Here is a 15,799-nt window from a genome sequence, read left to right as displayed (position 1 = left end):
AAGGGGAGCAATCTATAAGTCCACCCACGGGTCGGGTGCGCGCTTCAGGAATCCCTCAGGAATCCCAGGAGCCTACCTCCGCGACATCTGTCTTCGGGAGGTTTCGGGATACCCCGGAGAATCAGGAGGGTTGTGGGAAGAGAGGCCCCCTGATACGGCGCATGTGCTGGATCCTGCTCACGGTTATGCTCAGTTCCTTATATTCCGGAATGGTTTCACCCAGAAGCATGGTGTCCTGGTGGGGATGCTTTATGGATAGGGGGTTAACAAGCAGCCGGTAGGTTTGCCCGGAGTCCTTGCTTAAGGTGAGCTCCAGGTAATCCTTCAGCTGGATAGCCTGCTCTATCAGGCGGATTTTGGCAGTGTGGTCTAAGGCCCCTGCTTCGGTTTGTTCCTTCCGGATGACCTCTGGGCGTAACTGGTCAGGAATAAGAATTAATCCCCGTTCAATCCTCATGGTGAGCTCCAACCGGGTATCCTGTCCGAGCTCCATGGAGGCAAGATGGTGTTTCAGCTTTTGGATGTGCTGGGAACGTTCGGGGGTAGGCGTGGAGTTCTCAGAGGTGGGGGTGGTAGAGGGGGAATGTTCCAATTCCAGGTCTTGTTGGAGATGGTGGAGCGGTCGGGGTATTCGGATGGTTTGGAAGGGGGGCAGACCGGGTTCCCGGGAATCCTCAAAGGACGGTAGTCCAAGGGTGGGTAGGCCTGCCTGATTGAGGGTCTGCCGCCATTGGGGATCCAGGGGTTCTGGCAGGAAATAACACCCGGGGATGACTTCAATTATTCCCAGGGATTGTACCTGGGGATCGGAGAGCATAGCCCGGTATTCCGGCTCAATCCTGAGCAGAATACCCTTTTGAGCCGATACTGCGGAGAAGCGTCGATACCATTCTCCGATACTCACTAGAATATTCTGAGGAATGGGTGATTGGGTTAGTTCCTGAATGGCTTGGATGAGGGTTTCGTGGGAGTATCCCACCATGAACAGGCTTTCGGCACCTCCCTGGTCAAGTTTAAAATGGAGCAGGTAATCTGCCTTGGTAAGCCGGAAGAGGGGAGAGAGGGGGAGTACCTTGTTCAGCGGCATCCATGGCTGAAGGGTAGCAGTAAAATCACTCTGAAGAATAAGACCTCCGGGACGGATGAGTTGGGAATGATCCGAATCGAGATTGAGAATATTCGGGTTTATGCCCAGGGATTGGGATGACGTCTGGGCATTCAAGACGCCCACGGCGGTGAGGATCCGGATGGCCTTGGAGAGTTCGCTTACCGAGGTGTGGGTTCCCATACGGTTCTGGATGCGAAGGGCCCATAATCGTGGTACCGACGCGGTGCTGTACCATTGATCGGGATCAAGGCTTTGAATGAGTAACGCTAGTTCCTCCGCCCGGCGGTTCAAGGATCCTAAAAAAAAGTAATCCGAATAATCCGGCAGGTCGGTCTGGGGGTCATGCTGGGGTTCTTCCTGGGTTAGCGCTCCCGCCCAGAGGTAGAAGTGTCGCTGTTGGGAGGTGAGGGAGCCGAAGGAATCGAGGCGTCGGCGGTTGATCACCAAACCGCGGCCGTCCCGACGAATAAGACCGAGGCGGAGCATGACCTCCACGGCAAGATCCGCATCCTGGGAGCTTCCGAGAAAGACGGTGATGCGCTCCAGCAGATCCTGGTGGAACTTTTTCCGTACCTTGCCGTCTTGTTTATACACCGGATTACCTTCCTGGATTATGAGAAGGATCGATAGTATCAGGGCCTCATTGAGCCAGGGGATGGGCATCCCGGAGCGGTCCTCGGGTGGCCTTGGGCTTGAGGGGATGAGCAGCTTTCGGTGAACATGGTGGGAGCGCAGATGGGGAGCAAGGTAGGGGTTGAGAGCCAGACAGCCCTCGCTGTCGGTGAATATCAGCAACCGGTCTTCAAGGTTACGGAGAAGCTGGACATGCGATGCAGCGGAACCCTGATCTTGGAGAAAGTCCAGAAGGTGGGCCCGGGTAACGGGAGCGAGAATATCCAGGGCACTGAGGATTTGCTCTTCTCCCGGGGTAATGAGGGATGAGATACGCTGCACGATGTCCGGTTTTGTGATGAAGGCGGTCAGCCGGGTAATGAGGGTGTGTTTGTTGTATGGAGTCTTTACCGGGCCGAGGTAGTTGCGGAGAATATCAAAGAAACTCCGGTCGGGGAGTTTCATGAGCGCGCTTTTCCATTCTTGGGTATCCTGGTTGTCCGGAGTTATGGTGTTCATCCGGACTATTGTATCCTCTGGGCCGTTGAGTGGCAATGTTTGCCCTAGAGACGGGTTGGGTTACGCCTCGGTTTTCTCTCCGCTGCTCCGGGTGTGGGGGGCGGGATCGGTCCGGGGATCTCCATCCCAGATCTCAATGGAATACCGGTATCCCTGCTCGGTTAGGAATTTTTGGCGATTGAGGGAGAACTCCTCTTCACTGGTATTGCGGCTGATGATGGTGTAGAAAAAGCTGTGCTGCTTTTTAGGTCGTAGGATGCGCCCCAGGCGCTGGGCCTCCTCCTGTCGGCTGCCGAAGCTTCCGGAAATCTGGATGGCGACCGATGCATCCGGGAGATCAATAGCAAAATTCGCAACCTTGCTTACCACCAGTACCTTGATGCTGCCTTCCCGGAATTTACTGTACAGCACATCCCGCTCGGTTTGGGGTGTTTCGCCGGTGAGCAGGGGGGCCCCTAGTTCCTTGGAAATGGTGCGGAGCTGATCCAGGTATTGACCGATAACCAGAATGCTTTCACCCCGGTGTTTGGCGATGAGGTATTCTGCGATATCGTATTTTATGGGGTTTTCCGAAGCAATCCGGTATTTCTGACGGCGGTCTGCGGTGGCGTAGGGGATTTTGCGGGCTTCGGGAAGGTCACACCGGTATTCCACACAGAATGCCTGGGCAATCCAGCCGCGGCCCTCAAGATCCTTCCAGGGAATATCAAAGCGTTTTGGACCTACCAGGCTGAACACCTCTCGTTCCAGGCCGTCCTCCCGGACCAGGGTGGCAGTGAGTCCTAGGCGCCGCAGGGCCTGCAGCTCCGCTGTAACCCGGAACATCGGGGCTGGCAGGAGATGAACCTCATCGTAGATGACCAGCCCCCAATTACGGCTTCGGAGCAGATCGAAATGGGGAAAATCCGATTCTTTATCCGGGCGCCAAACCAGGATCTGGTAGGTAGCTACCGTGACGGGTCGGATCTGTTTTTTTGACCCGGTGTATTCCCCAATCTGGTCCTCTTCCAGGGTGGTTTTTTCGCGAAGCTCCCGGATCCATTGATGAACCGCCGATGAATTGGTGGTGAGAATCAGGGTTTCCTGGCCGAGCTCAGCCATGGCGGCTAACCCTACGATGGTTTTACCGGCCCCGCAGGGCAGTACGATGGTGCCAAACCCCGTGCCCGGACGTTTTTCTCCCAGGAAGGCCTGTACGGATTGGGTCTGGTAATCCCGGATTTCAAAGGGTTGGCCGTTGGGGGTGCGGTCCTGGAGGGTGATATCCAGGGGGCTGCCTTCCCTGAGGGGGGCCATATCTTCCACTGGATAGCCGAGATTGATGAGCTGTTGTTTAATGGTGCCCCGGTGAAGCAGCTGCACCAGAAACCCCAGGGGCGGCACAGCCGGCTCGGTCTGGATACCCCTGGCGGATTGGGGGTCATAGGGAATGAGCAGTTTTTTAAGCCGCGGATGAGCCTCCAGTTCTGCATAAATGGCCTTCTGCCTTGTGCCGAGGTACAACACCTTATCCTCCGAGGTCGGGAAGAGTTGGAGGGCTCCGAAGCGGTTCATGGTTTCCTTCATGGAGATGCCGAGGCTGTCCGGCAGGGGAAACCGGCTGAAGTCCTGCAGACTGCCTAGGAGTTCCTCAGGGCTGAATCCTGCAGCGGCAGCGTTCCAGAGGGATAGGTTGGTTATCCGGTAGGTATGGATATGTTCCGGGCTTTTTTCCAGCTCGGCAAATTGGGAGAGGCTTCGCCGGGCTTCTTCTGCACCGGGATCATGAACGTCCAGCAGGACGGTAGAATCACTTTGAACAATTAGGGGCTTGTTGGTCGGGTTGAACATTGTCTCATAGGGTATCCTAGGGGCTCTGGGAGGGCAAGGGGGATGGGTTTTTTGCAGGAAAAACTTGACAGGGTGTGTGTGAGGATGTAGTATTTGAATACAGACCGACGGTCGGTATGTACCAACCGTCGGTCATAAGGAAGGAAGCCATGGTTCACATTGTGAAGGAATACGACGAGCGAAAGAATGAGTTTTTGGATACCGCCATGGGGTTATTTATGACCCAGGGGTATGAGCAAACCAGTGTGGCAGCCATTATTCAAGCGGTAGGTGTGTCTAAGGGAGCGTTTTACCACTACTTCAAAACTAAAGAGGATCTGCTGGATCAGCTGTCCGCCCGGGCTACCGACCAAGCAATGGTTGCTATCCACTCCATTTTACAGGATCCGGCTTTGAGTGCTATTGAGCGGCTGAATGCCATCTTTACCACGACAAACGCCTATAAAGCCGAGAATCGAGACCTGGTTATGACCCTGTTGCAGGTTTTCTACAGCGATACAAACCTCATCCTGCGGTACCGCCTATTGGAACATAACCTCCAGGTGCTGTCTCCGGTCATTGCCGAGATTCTGCATCAGGGAAATGCCCAGGGCAGTATGTCTGTGGATTACCCCGAGGAAACCGCAGTATTCATCCTGCGCATCGGCGCAAGCCTGGTAGAAGGCATTGCGAAGCAGCTCCCCCTTGATCCGGAAGATACCGAGGGTGTAGCGGGTGTGCTCCGGCATCTGAACATGTATAACCAGGCGGTGGAGCGCATCATCGGGGCGGAGCCCGGAAGCCTTGGACTGGTGGATGAATCGATTATCCGGGTTGTGACCGGCCAGTCATAACCCTTGAACTTTGAGCCCGGGAGCAAACCATCAGCCCCTGGGTGGTACAACCTATTCTTACGGAGGAACGAATGATTACTGTACACAATCTAACCCATGATTATGAGGGGAAGGGCAATGCTTCGGTAAAGGATGTGAGCTTTCAGATCCCCGAAGGAACCATTTTCGGGTTTCTCGGGCCGAGTGGAGCTGGTAAAAGCACGACCCAGGCCCTTATGACCGGATTGCTGCGGATCCAACAGGGCCAGGTGCTCTATGATGGGACGCCGATTCAAAAACAACATCAGGATTTTTACAACCAAATTGGCATGAGCTTCGAACATCCGAATCTCTATGGAAAACTGACGGGCCTTGAAAACCTAACCTACTTCGCAGGACTGTTTTCCGGGGGAACAGCCGACCCCCGGGCTCTCCTGGATGCAGTAGGACTCACCGATGCAGCCCATAAGCGGACCAGCGCCTACTCAAAGGGGATGAAACAGCGTCTGGTGTTTGCCCGGGCCCTGGTTAATAATCCCAGGATCCTATTCCTGGATGAACCTACCAGCGGTCTGGACCCGGCAACTGCGGAGCGGATAAAACAGATCATCCGGGATAAGCGAGATGAAGGGTGTACGGTTTTTTTGACTACCCATAACATGCAGATCGCCGACGATCTCTGCGATACCGTAGCGTTTCTATACGACGGCGCCATTGTAGCCATGGATGCCCCTAGGAATCTCAAACTCCAGTACGGGGAAAAATCTCTGGTAGTAGAATACCGTCAAGACCCGACCCGGGCCGCGAAATCCTCCGGGGATCAGGCATCTGGAGATCAGGCATCTGGAGATCAGGCATCTGGAGATCAGGCATCCGGGGATCAGGCAGAAGGAAGCGGAAGGGAACCATCCACGGATCCCTCCTCCCACACCCCAGCCGTCCAGCGGGAGGTTCTCTTCCCCCAAAACCCCGCTGACACCCGGAGGGTGGCTGAACTTCTGGGTTCGGGACTCATTGAGACCATGCATAGCCAGGAGGCGAGCCTGGAGCAGATTTTTATTAAACTCACCGGAAGGGGGCTGTCGTGAAAACCCTTCTCACCCTGCTAAAACAGGATCTCGTACTTGCCTGGCGTAATGGGCATATACTGGTCATCGGGGTCATCATGGTAGTGATGGCGGCCATGATTCTCTTTTTACCCGCTGAGCTAACATCCGGCCCGGGGGAGTACATCCTGGATACCTTGCCCGGCACGCCCCTGAAGACCGCCCTTTTGGATAGCGGCGCTCGATCCGAGGCAATAGTCGACAGTCCCGAGCAGCTGGAAGCCGTACTGACGGAGAATCCCGATGCCATTGGCATGGTGGTCTCTGGGACTCTGGAGAATCCGGTGGTACACATCGAGCTTGCCCGTCCGGTTCCCGAGAAGACGGTAAATCTCCTGAAGGCTTCTGTGGATGTGGTAGTATCCCGACTCAACAGCCCTGAACCGGATAATTCCGGACTGAATCGCCCGGTGACCTATTTGCGCCCCCAAAGCGAACCCATACCCCTGAATCTCTCGGGAGTTCCCATTTTCCTCGCCTTTGAGGTGGGAATTCTCGGATTCCTCCTGGTCGCGGTGTTTATCTTTCAGGAAAAACAAGAAGGCACCATCCGGGCCTACCGGGTCACTCCGGGAGGATTATGGCCCTATATCCTGTCCAAGGCCTTGGTGTTTACCCTTCTCGGGTTGGTATACGGTTTCGGTGTGGTGGTCCTCGGGTTTGGGGGTGATTTTAATGCCCCCGGACTCCTTGGTCTGATTGTGTATGGAAGTATGTTTATGACGCTCTTCGGACTGGGATTCTCTGCGTGGTTCCGCAACCTGAGCCACTGGTTTTTCCCTGGCCTGGCCCTGCTGATCCTGAATATGCTGCCCTTCTTCAGCTACATCTACCCGGTATTCAATCCCTCGTGGATTCAGGTGATTCCCAGTTACAACCTGGTATACGCCCTCCGTGAGGTCCTGTTCCCCTCGGGGGACGGTGAACTGATAACCCAGACCCTGCTCTGGGGATTGCTCTGGACCGCTGGAGCAGCCGGATTCGCCGCCTGGTCGGTGCAAAAAAAACTATTGAAGGGGGGCTGAGATGAAAAAGATACTCTCACTCATGAAATTTGATACCACCAATTCTATACGGGACAGCCTGATTATCTACCTGCTTATCGCACCCATCCTCCTGGCCGGTGGGGTGAAAATCTTCCTGCCAAGTTTGGAAACCGCGGTTATCTCCCTGGCAGTGGAGGTGCCTCAGGATGGTCCGGGCCGTGCCCAAGCCCAGGGCTTTGCGGAAGAGCTGTCTCAGTTCGCCCGAATTGAGGAGTTCGCCCATGCCCGGGATGTGAAAAAGCGGGTGCTGGGTACCGATGACGTGGGCGGCTTGATCCGGCAGGACGATGGAGATTGGCAGATAATCCTGGAGGGAAACGAGGACGGCAACTCCCGGGTTATCCTTCAGTCCGTGATAGATGTGGTGAGTCGGGGGGGATTTGAGGGCGAGTACCAGGTTTCCCAGGCGAGCAAGCCCTCTCTGCTGGGACCCTACGCAGCGGTTATGCTGGTTATGATGGCCGTGTTGATAGGCGGACTGGCGGTTGCCTTCGGGATGATCGATGAGAAGGAGCAGGGGGTGAGCCGGGCGTTTGCCGTTACTCCCCTGCGGCCCTGGCAGTATTTTACCGCCCGGGGGGGACTCGCCCTGATTATCGGGGCCGGGGTCGCCCTGGCCGGACATCTGATTATGGCGGGGTTTGAAGTGCCCCTGGGGCTGTTTTTGGTGGCTCTGGTTTCATCGGCGGCAATGCCATTGGCCATAGCGATGATCGTCGGAGGCTTGGCTAAGAATCAGATTCAGGCGGTGGCGGTTCTCAAGGTGGTGATGCTTCTCTATTTAACGGTGCCCATGATTACGATATTCATTTCGGCGGATTGGCATCCCCTGTTTTACATCTTCCCTAACTACTGGATGTTCCGTACCTTCGAGGATCTGTACCTCGGATTTCGCGGGAATGGTTCATTCTGGATCAGTGCGGGGATTAATACCCTCATGGGCTTGGGTTCCATGGGAATCATCGCCCTGACTATAGGAAAAAAACTCCGCCCCCGGTGATTGGGGCGGTGGAAAGGAGCTAGATATGGCATGGTATTGGTGGGTGCTTATAGCACTCGGGGTAGTCTTTTTAGGGTACCTAAAATTGAAGGTTCTGGGTTCTATAATGAATAAACGGAAGACACAGGAAGAAGAGCCCGAGGACGAGTAGAAGCGCGGGGGAGTGGGGCGGCAGGCTGCACTCCCCTATTTTTTCGTCCTAGGTTGTTTTCTCCCTGAATGACAAACCTCGGTTTTTCAGGTATCCTTGGCATCCTATGAACCGTACCGCATCAACCCCCGACGGCCTTTCAGCCATGGAAGAAATCTTCAACAGTCTAACCCACGCAATTGGCGCGGGTCTTTCCATCGCCGGCTTGGTTGTTCTCCTCATTGTCACCGGAGAAAACCCTGACCCCTGGAAGTATGTAAGCTTCAGTATCTATGGGACAACCCAGATAATCCTCTATCTATCATCGGCTCTCCTCCATGGCTTCGCTGATTTTCCCAGGATCCGCCAGCGTCTTGAACGTCTGGACCATGGGGCGATTTACCTGCTCATTGCCGGTACCTACACACCCCTCAGTTTGGTGATCCTTCGGGGTGCGGCGGGCTGGTGGCTCTTCGGCGTGGTGTGGGCAATTGCGATTATCGGTTTGTGTATGAAACTCTTCGTCATGAAGAAGTTGCCCCTCATTGTTGATGCCCTCTATCTGCCCATGGGCTGGTTGATCGTCTTTGTCCTTGGGCCCTTTCTTCGACAATCACCCCCGGGGTTCATCCTCTGGGCGGTCATCGGGGGACTGAGCTACTCCCTGGGGTTCATCTTTTATGCATGGCGTTCCCTGCGATTCGCCCATGTTATCTGGCACCTCTTTGTATTGGCCGGGAGCGTTTCCTTCTACCTGGGCTATGCCATGTACGTGGCGCGGTAGCGGCGTTTACCTCGCCTGTGTGTCCCCCTGCCCGTGATTTGCCGTGGACGCGGCCTTATAGCGTGGCGTCAACGGCGGCAGCGATTATCTATCGTGATACGCCGTGCACCCGGCCTGGGAGTCGGGTGGCCGCGGCTGAATCAGTTTAAGAATGTGATTTGCCGTGGACGCGGCCTGCTAGGATTCCTCAAGATAGAGCATCGCTGATTGGAAGTCTCCAGGCCTGTAGGGTAGTGCGATACCCCGGTACAGCGCCACCTCCCCGGGAACCAAACCGAGATCCTCTTGTCCCCGGGGACTTACAGCCCATACCCGGTACATTGTTTTGGCATTCAAGCCTTCCAGGCGCAAAAACCGGGGGACGGTCGGATTCGGTTGGGATAGTACCTGTACGCTGCAGACCAGTGCCCGGCCCCTATCCCGGGAGGTCATCATCCAAGACCATCGATCCAGGGCTCCTGGACTGCTGCAGCCCAAAGGCCTGGCTGTGGGGCCCTCCAGGCGATAGAGATCTCCGAACTGGAGTAGAGTCCGGAGCTTTTTATACCATCCGCTTAGGGTATTCAGTTGGGTGAGTTCCTCATCCTTGCTCCGGCTGAGGTTCAGTTCGTACCCGAAAACCCCCCAGAAGGCAGTGACAGCCCGGGTGTCCAGGGGGGTGGTCCGGCCTACCTGGTGGTTGGGTACGGCGCTGATATGACTTGCCATGGCACTGGTGGGATAGCCGAGGCTGGTACCCCACTGGATCGGCAGGCGTTCGATGGCGTCGGTGTCGTCGCTGGTCCAAAACTGGGGATAATAGGCCAGCATCCCCAGATCAAAGCGGCCTCCCCCGGCGGAACAACCCTCAAAGAGTACCTCGGGGTGGCCGAGGGTGAGATGTTCCAGGATCCGGTAAAGTCCGAGCATGTAGCTGTGGCTGTGAGCCGGGCTGGATTCGGTGATGGGGCGGTTCATATCCCACTTGATGTAGGTTATGGGAGCCTTGGATACCAGGCCCTCCACGGTGTGAATTATCCAGTCCTGAACCTCCCGGCGGGCTAAGTCGAGTACCAGCTGATTCCGTCCCAGCGTCCTGTTCCGGCCGGGAATGTGGATACACCAGTCGGGATGTCGGCGGTACAGCTGACTGTCCGGGCTGACCATCTCGGGCTCAATCCAAAGACCGAATTCCAATCCCAGGGCCCGGATATCTCCTGCAAGTCCCTCAAGCCCCCGGGGCAATTTTTGAGGGTTCACCTCCCAATCCCCCAGGGAAGAACTGTCGTTCCTCCGCTCTCCGAACCAACCGTCATCCAGCACGAATAGTTCGATCCCCGCCTTTGCTCCGGCCTTAGCGAGGGTGACCAGATCCTTATGGGAAAAATCGAAGTAGGTTGCCTCCCAGTTATTCAGTAGAATCGGACGTTCCCGGCTGCTCCAGGGGCTGATGCAGAGCCTCTCCCGGATAAGGCGGTGGAGATTGCGGGATAGGGGCCCGAATCCCCGGTTGCTATATCCCAGCCAGGCCTCCGGTGCCTGGAAGCTCTCTCCCGGCGCAAGGGGCCAGTCGAATCCCCGGGGATTGATACCTATTTGAAGACGAGTCGCACCGAATCCATTGACCTCCGCAGATCCGGAAAAATTTCCACTGTAAACAAGACCTGCAGAAAATACCTCTCCAGTGGTTTCGGTGGTTCCGGGGGCGGCGAGGAATATCTGGGGGCTCGTCTCAGGACCGCTTTGCCCCCGGCGGCTATGCACCTCGGTGAGGCCGGGTTGCAGGGGACGGAACAGGGGATGTCGTTCCCGGGCCCAGGTACCGCTGAGTTGACCGAAATAGTAGTCGTGGATGGGCAGATCAAGGTTGAGGCTGGCTAGATGACCCAAATGCAGTACCCGGGACCCCTTATTGTGCACCCGGGCAGATCGGGCAATGACCCCGTACTCCGGCAGGCTGGTGTAGAGCAGCCGGATCTCTAGGGATAGTACCCGGTCTTCCAAGAGTATCTCCAGGGTCCGGTCTCCCTCCAGGGGGTTCTGCCGGACGCTGGGTAATCCCTTGATGGCAGGCTTTTCATCCAGGAGTCTCATACTTCGAACCCGTAGATCACAGGTGGTATGGCCTTCCCCGGTGCGGATTTCGATGCCGGGATTCCGGAAGTCTCCGATACCCGGGGCCGGAAATTCCCAGAGCTCGCTGTCGGGGCCGAGATCAGGGGGCATGAGGGCCTGGGCCGGCTCTATGTCAGGGGCGTAGATCTGGCCTGCACAGCTGTTAGGCCGGGGGGGGTGGTAGGCTTTTCTGGCACTCGGGCCGAGATACTGGAACGGCAGGTTCTGACCCGAGGGGTCCGGGGATGCTTCCGAGGCTGAGGCGTTAGAATCACCCTGAAAAGAATGAACCCCTGATCCAAGGTAGCCTGCAAAGCCTTGGAGCAGGAAACCCTCCGGAGTTGCGCCGAGACTGTAGGTGAGGGGACCGGCGTGGATAATGGCCTGGCGATCATGCAGTTGTATCATGGCTGCTATTGTACCAGGTTTTATGCTACAGTGGGATTATGAAGGACAGAATTTACGCCCGGGCAGAGGGACCGCCCGAACCATTTCGCTTCGATGACCGGGTCGCCCGGGTTTTCCCGGATATGATCAAGCGCTCCGTGCCGGGATACGAGAGTATTCTAGAGTCGATTGGTCAGTTTACCCGGCGGTTTGCCCAGGATGGTACCCGGTGTTACGACCTGGGTTGCAGTCTCGGTGCCAGTACTCTGGCGATTCGACATAATTTGTTAGCCAAGGATGCAAGCATCGTGGCGGTGGATAACTCCCCGGCTATGGTCGAGCGGTGTCGGCGGGTGATGGACGGAGATCCTTCCCTTGCTCCCGTGGAGGTCCGGAGGGAGAACATCCAGGACACTCCCTTGGGGAATGCTTCGGTGGTGGTACTCAATTTTACCCTTCAGTTCGTCGCCCCTCAGGACCGGCCGGAGCTCCTAGGGCGGATTCGTAGTGCCCTCGTGCCCGGGGGGGTATTGATTCTTTCAGAAAAAATCGGATTCTCCGATCCCGAAGAGCAGCAGATGATCACGGATTTGCATGTCGATTTTAAACGCCGAAACGGCTACTCGGACCTTGAGATTGCCCAGAAGCGACAGGCCCTAGAAAACGTGTTGGTTCCCTGGACTGCCCAGGAACACCGGGACGCCCTGGCTGAGGCAGGCTTCGGCTTTGTTACCCAATGGTATGGCTGGTTTCAGTTCGTCAGCTTCTTGGCCCAGAGGCGGTAGATGTGATCTTAACCGAGGTTCTCCGGGAGCTGGGTAGCGAGCCCTGGTTGAGTAAAGGGTTGCCCCAGGCCTTTGGGGACGGGGCGATTGCCCGGAGCTGTCAGCTCCTGGATGGGATGCGGCAAAGCGGACACGCCCTGCTGGCTCAGATGGAGCAGCTCCTGGGTGCCCGGCAGGCGGCGGGACCCCAGGGGAATTCTGGGGCGGCGAGTTTTGAAGGGGATTCTACTGCCCCAGGTCTCCCGCATCTGAAGGCTTCCGGGGCCCTGGCCTTCCCTCCGGCAGCCCGGGACATCCTGACAGGCCTTAAACCATGGCGGAAGGGCCCCTTTATGTTCGGCGATGTATATGTGGACACCGAGTGGCGGTCTGATTGGAAATGGGATCGGATTGCCGGCCAGATCGCGCCCCTAGCGGGTCGCCGGGTTCTAGATGTTGGTTGCGGGAGCGGATACCATTTGTGGCGGATGCTGTTGGAGGGTGCTGATCTTGGGGTGGGTGTAGAACCCTTCCTGGTCAGTACAGCCCAGTTTTACCTCTGCCGGGGCTTAGTGGGATCACCGCCGCCCCGGGTCGGGGTTCTCCCCCTGACCCTGGAGGAGCTGCCCCCCAATAGTCAGTGTTTTGATACCGTATTTTCCATGGGGGTTTTATACCACCAGCGAAGTCCCTTTGATCATTTATTCCAGCTCAAGGCTGCTCTGGCTCCCCAGGGGGAACTAGTATTGGAAACCCTGATTATCCCCCAGGAATACGGGCAGATACTTGTTCCCCGGGATCGGTATGCCAAGATGCGTAACGTGTGGTTTATTCCCAGCCTGGATGAATTACTCCATTGGGTCCGCCGGGCAGGATTTGTACGGGAGGCAGTACTGGATATTACTCCTACCACCCTCCAGGAACAGCGATCGACCCCCTGGATGACCTTCGAGAGTCTGGAGGACTTTCTGGACCCCCAGGATCCCAGTCGAACCGTCGAGGGATACCCGGCGCCGCTGCGCGCCAGTTTACGGGCGGAACGTAATTAGTAGTAGACGGTTGAACCCATTGCAGCCGTCTTTTGAACGAACCCCAAGGTACTTTAACCGGATACCTAGTGCGCAAAAGGTTGTAAACTACACCAGATATGGCGGCGCGTTCCGAAAGCTAACCCAGGGATAGTGTCGCGGAGGCCTAAAGTTACAACCTTTTGCGCACTACAAACCGGACACAGCGGCATGGTTCGGGAACCGGCCCAGGGATGGTGTTGCCGGAGTGAATCGTTACAACCGTTTGCGCATTACAGAAGGGTTACAACCCTTTGCCCACTAGGTGAATCTTATGTACTGGTAAAACCCCGGAGATGCTCCCTTACCACTAGATCCTCCTCGGAGGGGTTCCATTCCAGGGGCATGCGGCATACCAGGAGATCGGGAAGCTCGTTCTCATCATCCGGCCTGCGGGGCAGGCTATCACCCAGGATTGCGGACATACACTCAATGGCTTCAATGACGGTATAGACGCCCTTGCCGGTGTTAAGGAGTTTTTGGGTTCTCTCTGCCAGGGCATCCCAGCGGTTCCGGGATACCTTCTGAGCTACCCCCTGGTCCACCAGGATGCGAACCTCCCGCTCCAGGGCGGAAATATAGAGGAGCACCCCTGAGTTATCTCTGGTATCGGCAAGCCCGAACCGGTAGAAGCAGGCCATGGCTGAATCCCGGACGATATCCCTGCGCTCCGCCTGGGTCGTAAAGATTAAGCGTATGGTGGGAAACACATGGAGCAGGAGAATCAAGATAGGATTGCTTACAACCAACACCAGGATTATGCGGCCCACAATATTGAAGAGCGTTTCTGCCGGGGGGGTCACGATAACCAAGACGATGCTCAACAGCAGAGTTAGGACCAGGATAGCAACTACCGCCCGCCAGTACGCAAACCGGTAGGAGCTGCTCTGATACACCACCAGGGGGAGAACCTCCGCTGATGTCCGGGACTCCAGCTCTGAAATTGCCCTTCGGACCCGCTGTTGGTCCTGCTCGCCTCGGAGAAACCAGACCTTGAATCGTTCAAATTGATCCTCATTGAGACTCATGGGCATCCCTCAGTTCCTGTACGGCAAGAAAGGCCATGAGCCCCGCACCGGTTTCCAGGGCCCGCTCATCAATCATGAGGGTGGGGCTGTGAAGGGGGCTGTTCCAGCCCTTCTGGGTATTGGCTACTCCCAGATTGTAAAAACATCCCGGAACCCTCCGGCCAAAATACGCGAAATCCTCGGCCCACATGACCAGGGGCAGATCAACCACATGTTCCGGACCGAGGTACTCCTCGGCGGCAGCCCGGGCACGCCGGGTCAGGGCCTCGTCATTGTGCACCACCGGATATCCGTGATCGATATGAACCTCACAATCCGCTCCCATAGCCCGGGCGGTCTGCACCGCCATGGTCTGTATCCGCTCCAGGGCATCCGCCCGCCAGGTTTCGTCTACGGTCCTGAAGGTGCCGGCAATAACCACCTGATCGGGGATCACATTCATCGCGCCATCCCCTAAAATCCGGCCGAAACTGAGAACGCTGGGAATTTCCGGGTTGGCATTCCGGCTGACCACCTGCTGAAGACCCACAATAATCTGGCTAGCTATACTGATGGGATCTACAACCATGTGGGGACTCGCCGCATGGCCGCCCCGGCCCTTCACGGTGAGGTAGAGTTCGTCGGCACTGGCCATCATGAGCCCTGGCCGGAAACCCACCGTACCAGCCTCCAAGGAGGGGTTGATATGCTCACCGAGAATGCGCTGAACATCCGGATTCTCCAGTACCCCCTGGGCGATCATCCCCTGGGCTCCGCCGGGGGTTTTTTCCTCTCCGGGCTGAAAAATCAACACCACGGTACCGCCTAGGTCCCGGCGCAGGGACCAGAGAATCTCTCCGGCGGTCAGCAGGATAGCCGTATGGGCATCGTGCCCGCAGGCATGCATAACCCCGGGATTGCAGCTTTTAAAGGGGATTTCATTGAGTTCGGTAATGGGCAGGGCGTCAAAATCAGCCCGAAGAGCGATGACCGGTCCGGGTTTCTCTCCGTGGATAACTGCCCGTATCCCGTTTCCCCCGATCCCGGGTTGAGCGGGAATACCCATCTCCTGAAGCTGGCTCATGATCCAAGCGCTTGTCCGTTGTTCCTGGAAACTGAGCTCTGGGTTTTGATGCATATGCCGTCGTCGGGCAACCGCCTTGGCCGCCAATTCCGCAGCCTTGCGCCGTATTTCTGTTCCGAAATCCATACCTGCAGGATACCCCGAATAGACTGAACTGGCCAACACCCGGTGCCCTAATCCTTGCCAAGTGCGCAAAAGCCTGTAACTTTTTTGTGCCTCAGAAACCCCCAGAGCACACCCGCCTCATCACGCCGAAATGTACTTCGGCACGTAGGTCCCGAAGTCCACCCCGGGATTGCGCCACTTCATATTCCAGGTCTTCAGCTCCTCCGTCCAGAGAGATAGCTTACCCCGAAACGGCCGCCGGCCCCATAGGCTTTGAAGGATCTCCGCCAAGCGCTCCCGGCTCAGGCCCATGTGTTCGGCCCGGGTGCGGGTATCACCCCGGC

The 15,799-nt window shown here is 56.6% G+C and carries 14 protein-coding genes; 8 read left to right on the top strand and 6 right to left on the bottom strand.

The window, feature by feature from the left end; genetic code table 11:
* Positions 1–121: 121 nt before the first annotated feature.
* Together DC28_RS04065 and DC28_RS04060 are read right to left on the bottom strand one after the other, a co-directional pair.
* Positions 122–2,239 carry a hypothetical protein gene (locus DC28_RS04065; protein ID WP_037546229.1) on the bottom strand — a complete coding sequence of 706 codons (2,118 nt, stop codon included), beginning with the start codon at positions 2,237–2,239 and terminating at the stop codon, positions 122–124.
* 60 nt (positions 2,240–2,299) lie between these two features.
* On the bottom strand, positions 2,300–4,069 hold the full coding sequence (locus DC28_RS04060; protein WP_037546227.1) for a DNA repair helicase XPB: 1,770 nt from the start codon (positions 4,067–4,069) through the stop codon (positions 2,300–2,302).
* 149 nt (positions 4,070–4,218) lie between these two features.
* Between DC28_RS04060 and DC28_RS04055 the strand changes: the two genes are divergently transcribed.
* The 6 genes from DC28_RS04055 (at position 4,219) to trhA (ending at position 8,947) form a co-directional block, all read left to right on the top strand.
* The gene (locus DC28_RS04055; protein WP_037546225.1) at positions 4,219–4,902 is read left to right on the top strand and encodes a TetR/AcrR family transcriptional regulator; all 684 of its coding nucleotides are present in this window, start codon (positions 4,219–4,221) and stop codon (positions 4,900–4,902) included.
* 71 nt (positions 4,903–4,973) lie between these two features.
* A complete protein-coding gene (locus DC28_RS04050) occupies positions 4,974–5,969 on the top strand; it encodes an ABC transporter ATP-binding protein (protein WP_037546224.1) in 996 nt (331 codons plus the stop codon).
* Positions 5,966–7,012: an ABC transporter permease gene (locus DC28_RS04045; protein ID WP_037546221.1), complete on the top strand. Its 1,047-nt coding sequence runs from the start codon at positions 5,966–5,968 to the stop codon at positions 7,010–7,012. Before DC28_RS04050 ends, DC28_RS04045 begins: the two co-directional genes overlap by 4 nt.
* Position 7,013: 1 nt before the next feature.
* Positions 7,014–8,033: an ABC transporter permease gene (locus tag DC28_RS04040; RefSeq protein ID WP_037546219.1), complete on the top strand. Its 1,020-nt coding sequence runs from the start codon at positions 7,014–7,016 to the stop codon at positions 8,031–8,033.
* Positions 8,034–8,058: 25 nt separating this feature from the next.
* On the top strand, positions 8,059–8,184 hold the full coding sequence (locus DC28_RS16830) for a hypothetical protein (RefSeq protein WP_280938006.1): 126 nt from the start codon (positions 8,059–8,061) through the stop codon (positions 8,182–8,184).
* Between the two features lie 106 nt (positions 8,185–8,290).
* Positions 8,291–8,947, top strand: coding sequence for a PAQR family membrane homeostasis protein TrhA (trhA, locus tag DC28_RS04035; protein WP_202962952.1), 657 nt, complete (start codon positions 8,291–8,293; stop codon positions 8,945–8,947).
* A 177-nt stretch (positions 8,948–9,124) separates the two neighbouring features.
* Here the strand turns inward: trhA and DC28_RS04030 are convergent, their stop codons facing one another.
* On the bottom strand, positions 9,125–11,449 hold the full coding sequence (locus DC28_RS04030; protein ID WP_052078432.1) for an alpha-galactosidase: 2,325 nt from the start codon (positions 11,447–11,449) through the stop codon (positions 9,125–9,127).
* A 38-nt stretch (positions 11,450–11,487) separates the two neighbouring features.
* Here DC28_RS04030 and cmoA point away from each other — a divergent pair, with 38 nt between their 5' ends.
* Both cmoA and cmoB read left to right on the top strand, forming a co-directional pair.
* On the top strand, positions 11,488–12,213 hold the full coding sequence (gene cmoA, locus DC28_RS04025; RefSeq protein ID WP_037546218.1) for a carboxy-S-adenosyl-L-methionine synthase CmoA: 726 nt from the start codon (positions 11,488–11,490) through the stop codon (positions 12,211–12,213).
* 2 nt (positions 12,214–12,215) lie between these two features.
* Positions 12,216–13,241, top strand: a complete 1,026-nt coding sequence (gene cmoB, locus DC28_RS04020; RefSeq protein ID WP_052078431.1) for a tRNA 5-methoxyuridine(34)/uridine 5-oxyacetic acid(34) synthase CmoB — start codon at positions 12,216–12,218, stop codon at positions 13,239–13,241.
* A gap of 290 nt (positions 13,242–13,531) precedes the next feature.
* On the opposite strand, the gene DC28_RS04015 is transcribed toward cmoB, so the two are convergent.
* The 3 genes from DC28_RS04015 to DC28_RS16510 form a co-directional block, all read right to left on the bottom strand.
* Complete coding sequence (locus DC28_RS04015) at positions 13,532–14,287, bottom strand: TPM domain-containing protein (protein WP_162180184.1); 756 nt, start codon at positions 14,285–14,287, stop codon at positions 13,532–13,534.
* Complete coding sequence (locus DC28_RS04010; RefSeq protein WP_037546310.1) at positions 14,274–15,476, bottom strand: M20 metallopeptidase family protein; 1,203 nt, start codon at positions 15,474–15,476, stop codon at positions 14,274–14,276. Before DC28_RS04010 ends, DC28_RS04015 begins: the two co-directional genes overlap by 14 nt.
* A gap of 120 nt (positions 15,477–15,596) precedes the next feature.
* Positions 15,597–15,799, bottom strand: a 203-nt coding sequence (locus DC28_RS16510) for a hypothetical protein (protein WP_037546215.1), incomplete at its 5' end; no start/stop codon positions are given.

The sequence above is a fragment of the Spirochaeta lutea genome, assembly GCF_000758165.1.
GTDB classification, from domain to species: domain Bacteria; phylum Spirochaetota; class Spirochaetia; order DSM-27196; family Salinispiraceae; genus Spirochaeta_D; species Spirochaeta_D lutea.
This window is presented reverse-complemented; position numbering and strand designations above follow the sequence as displayed.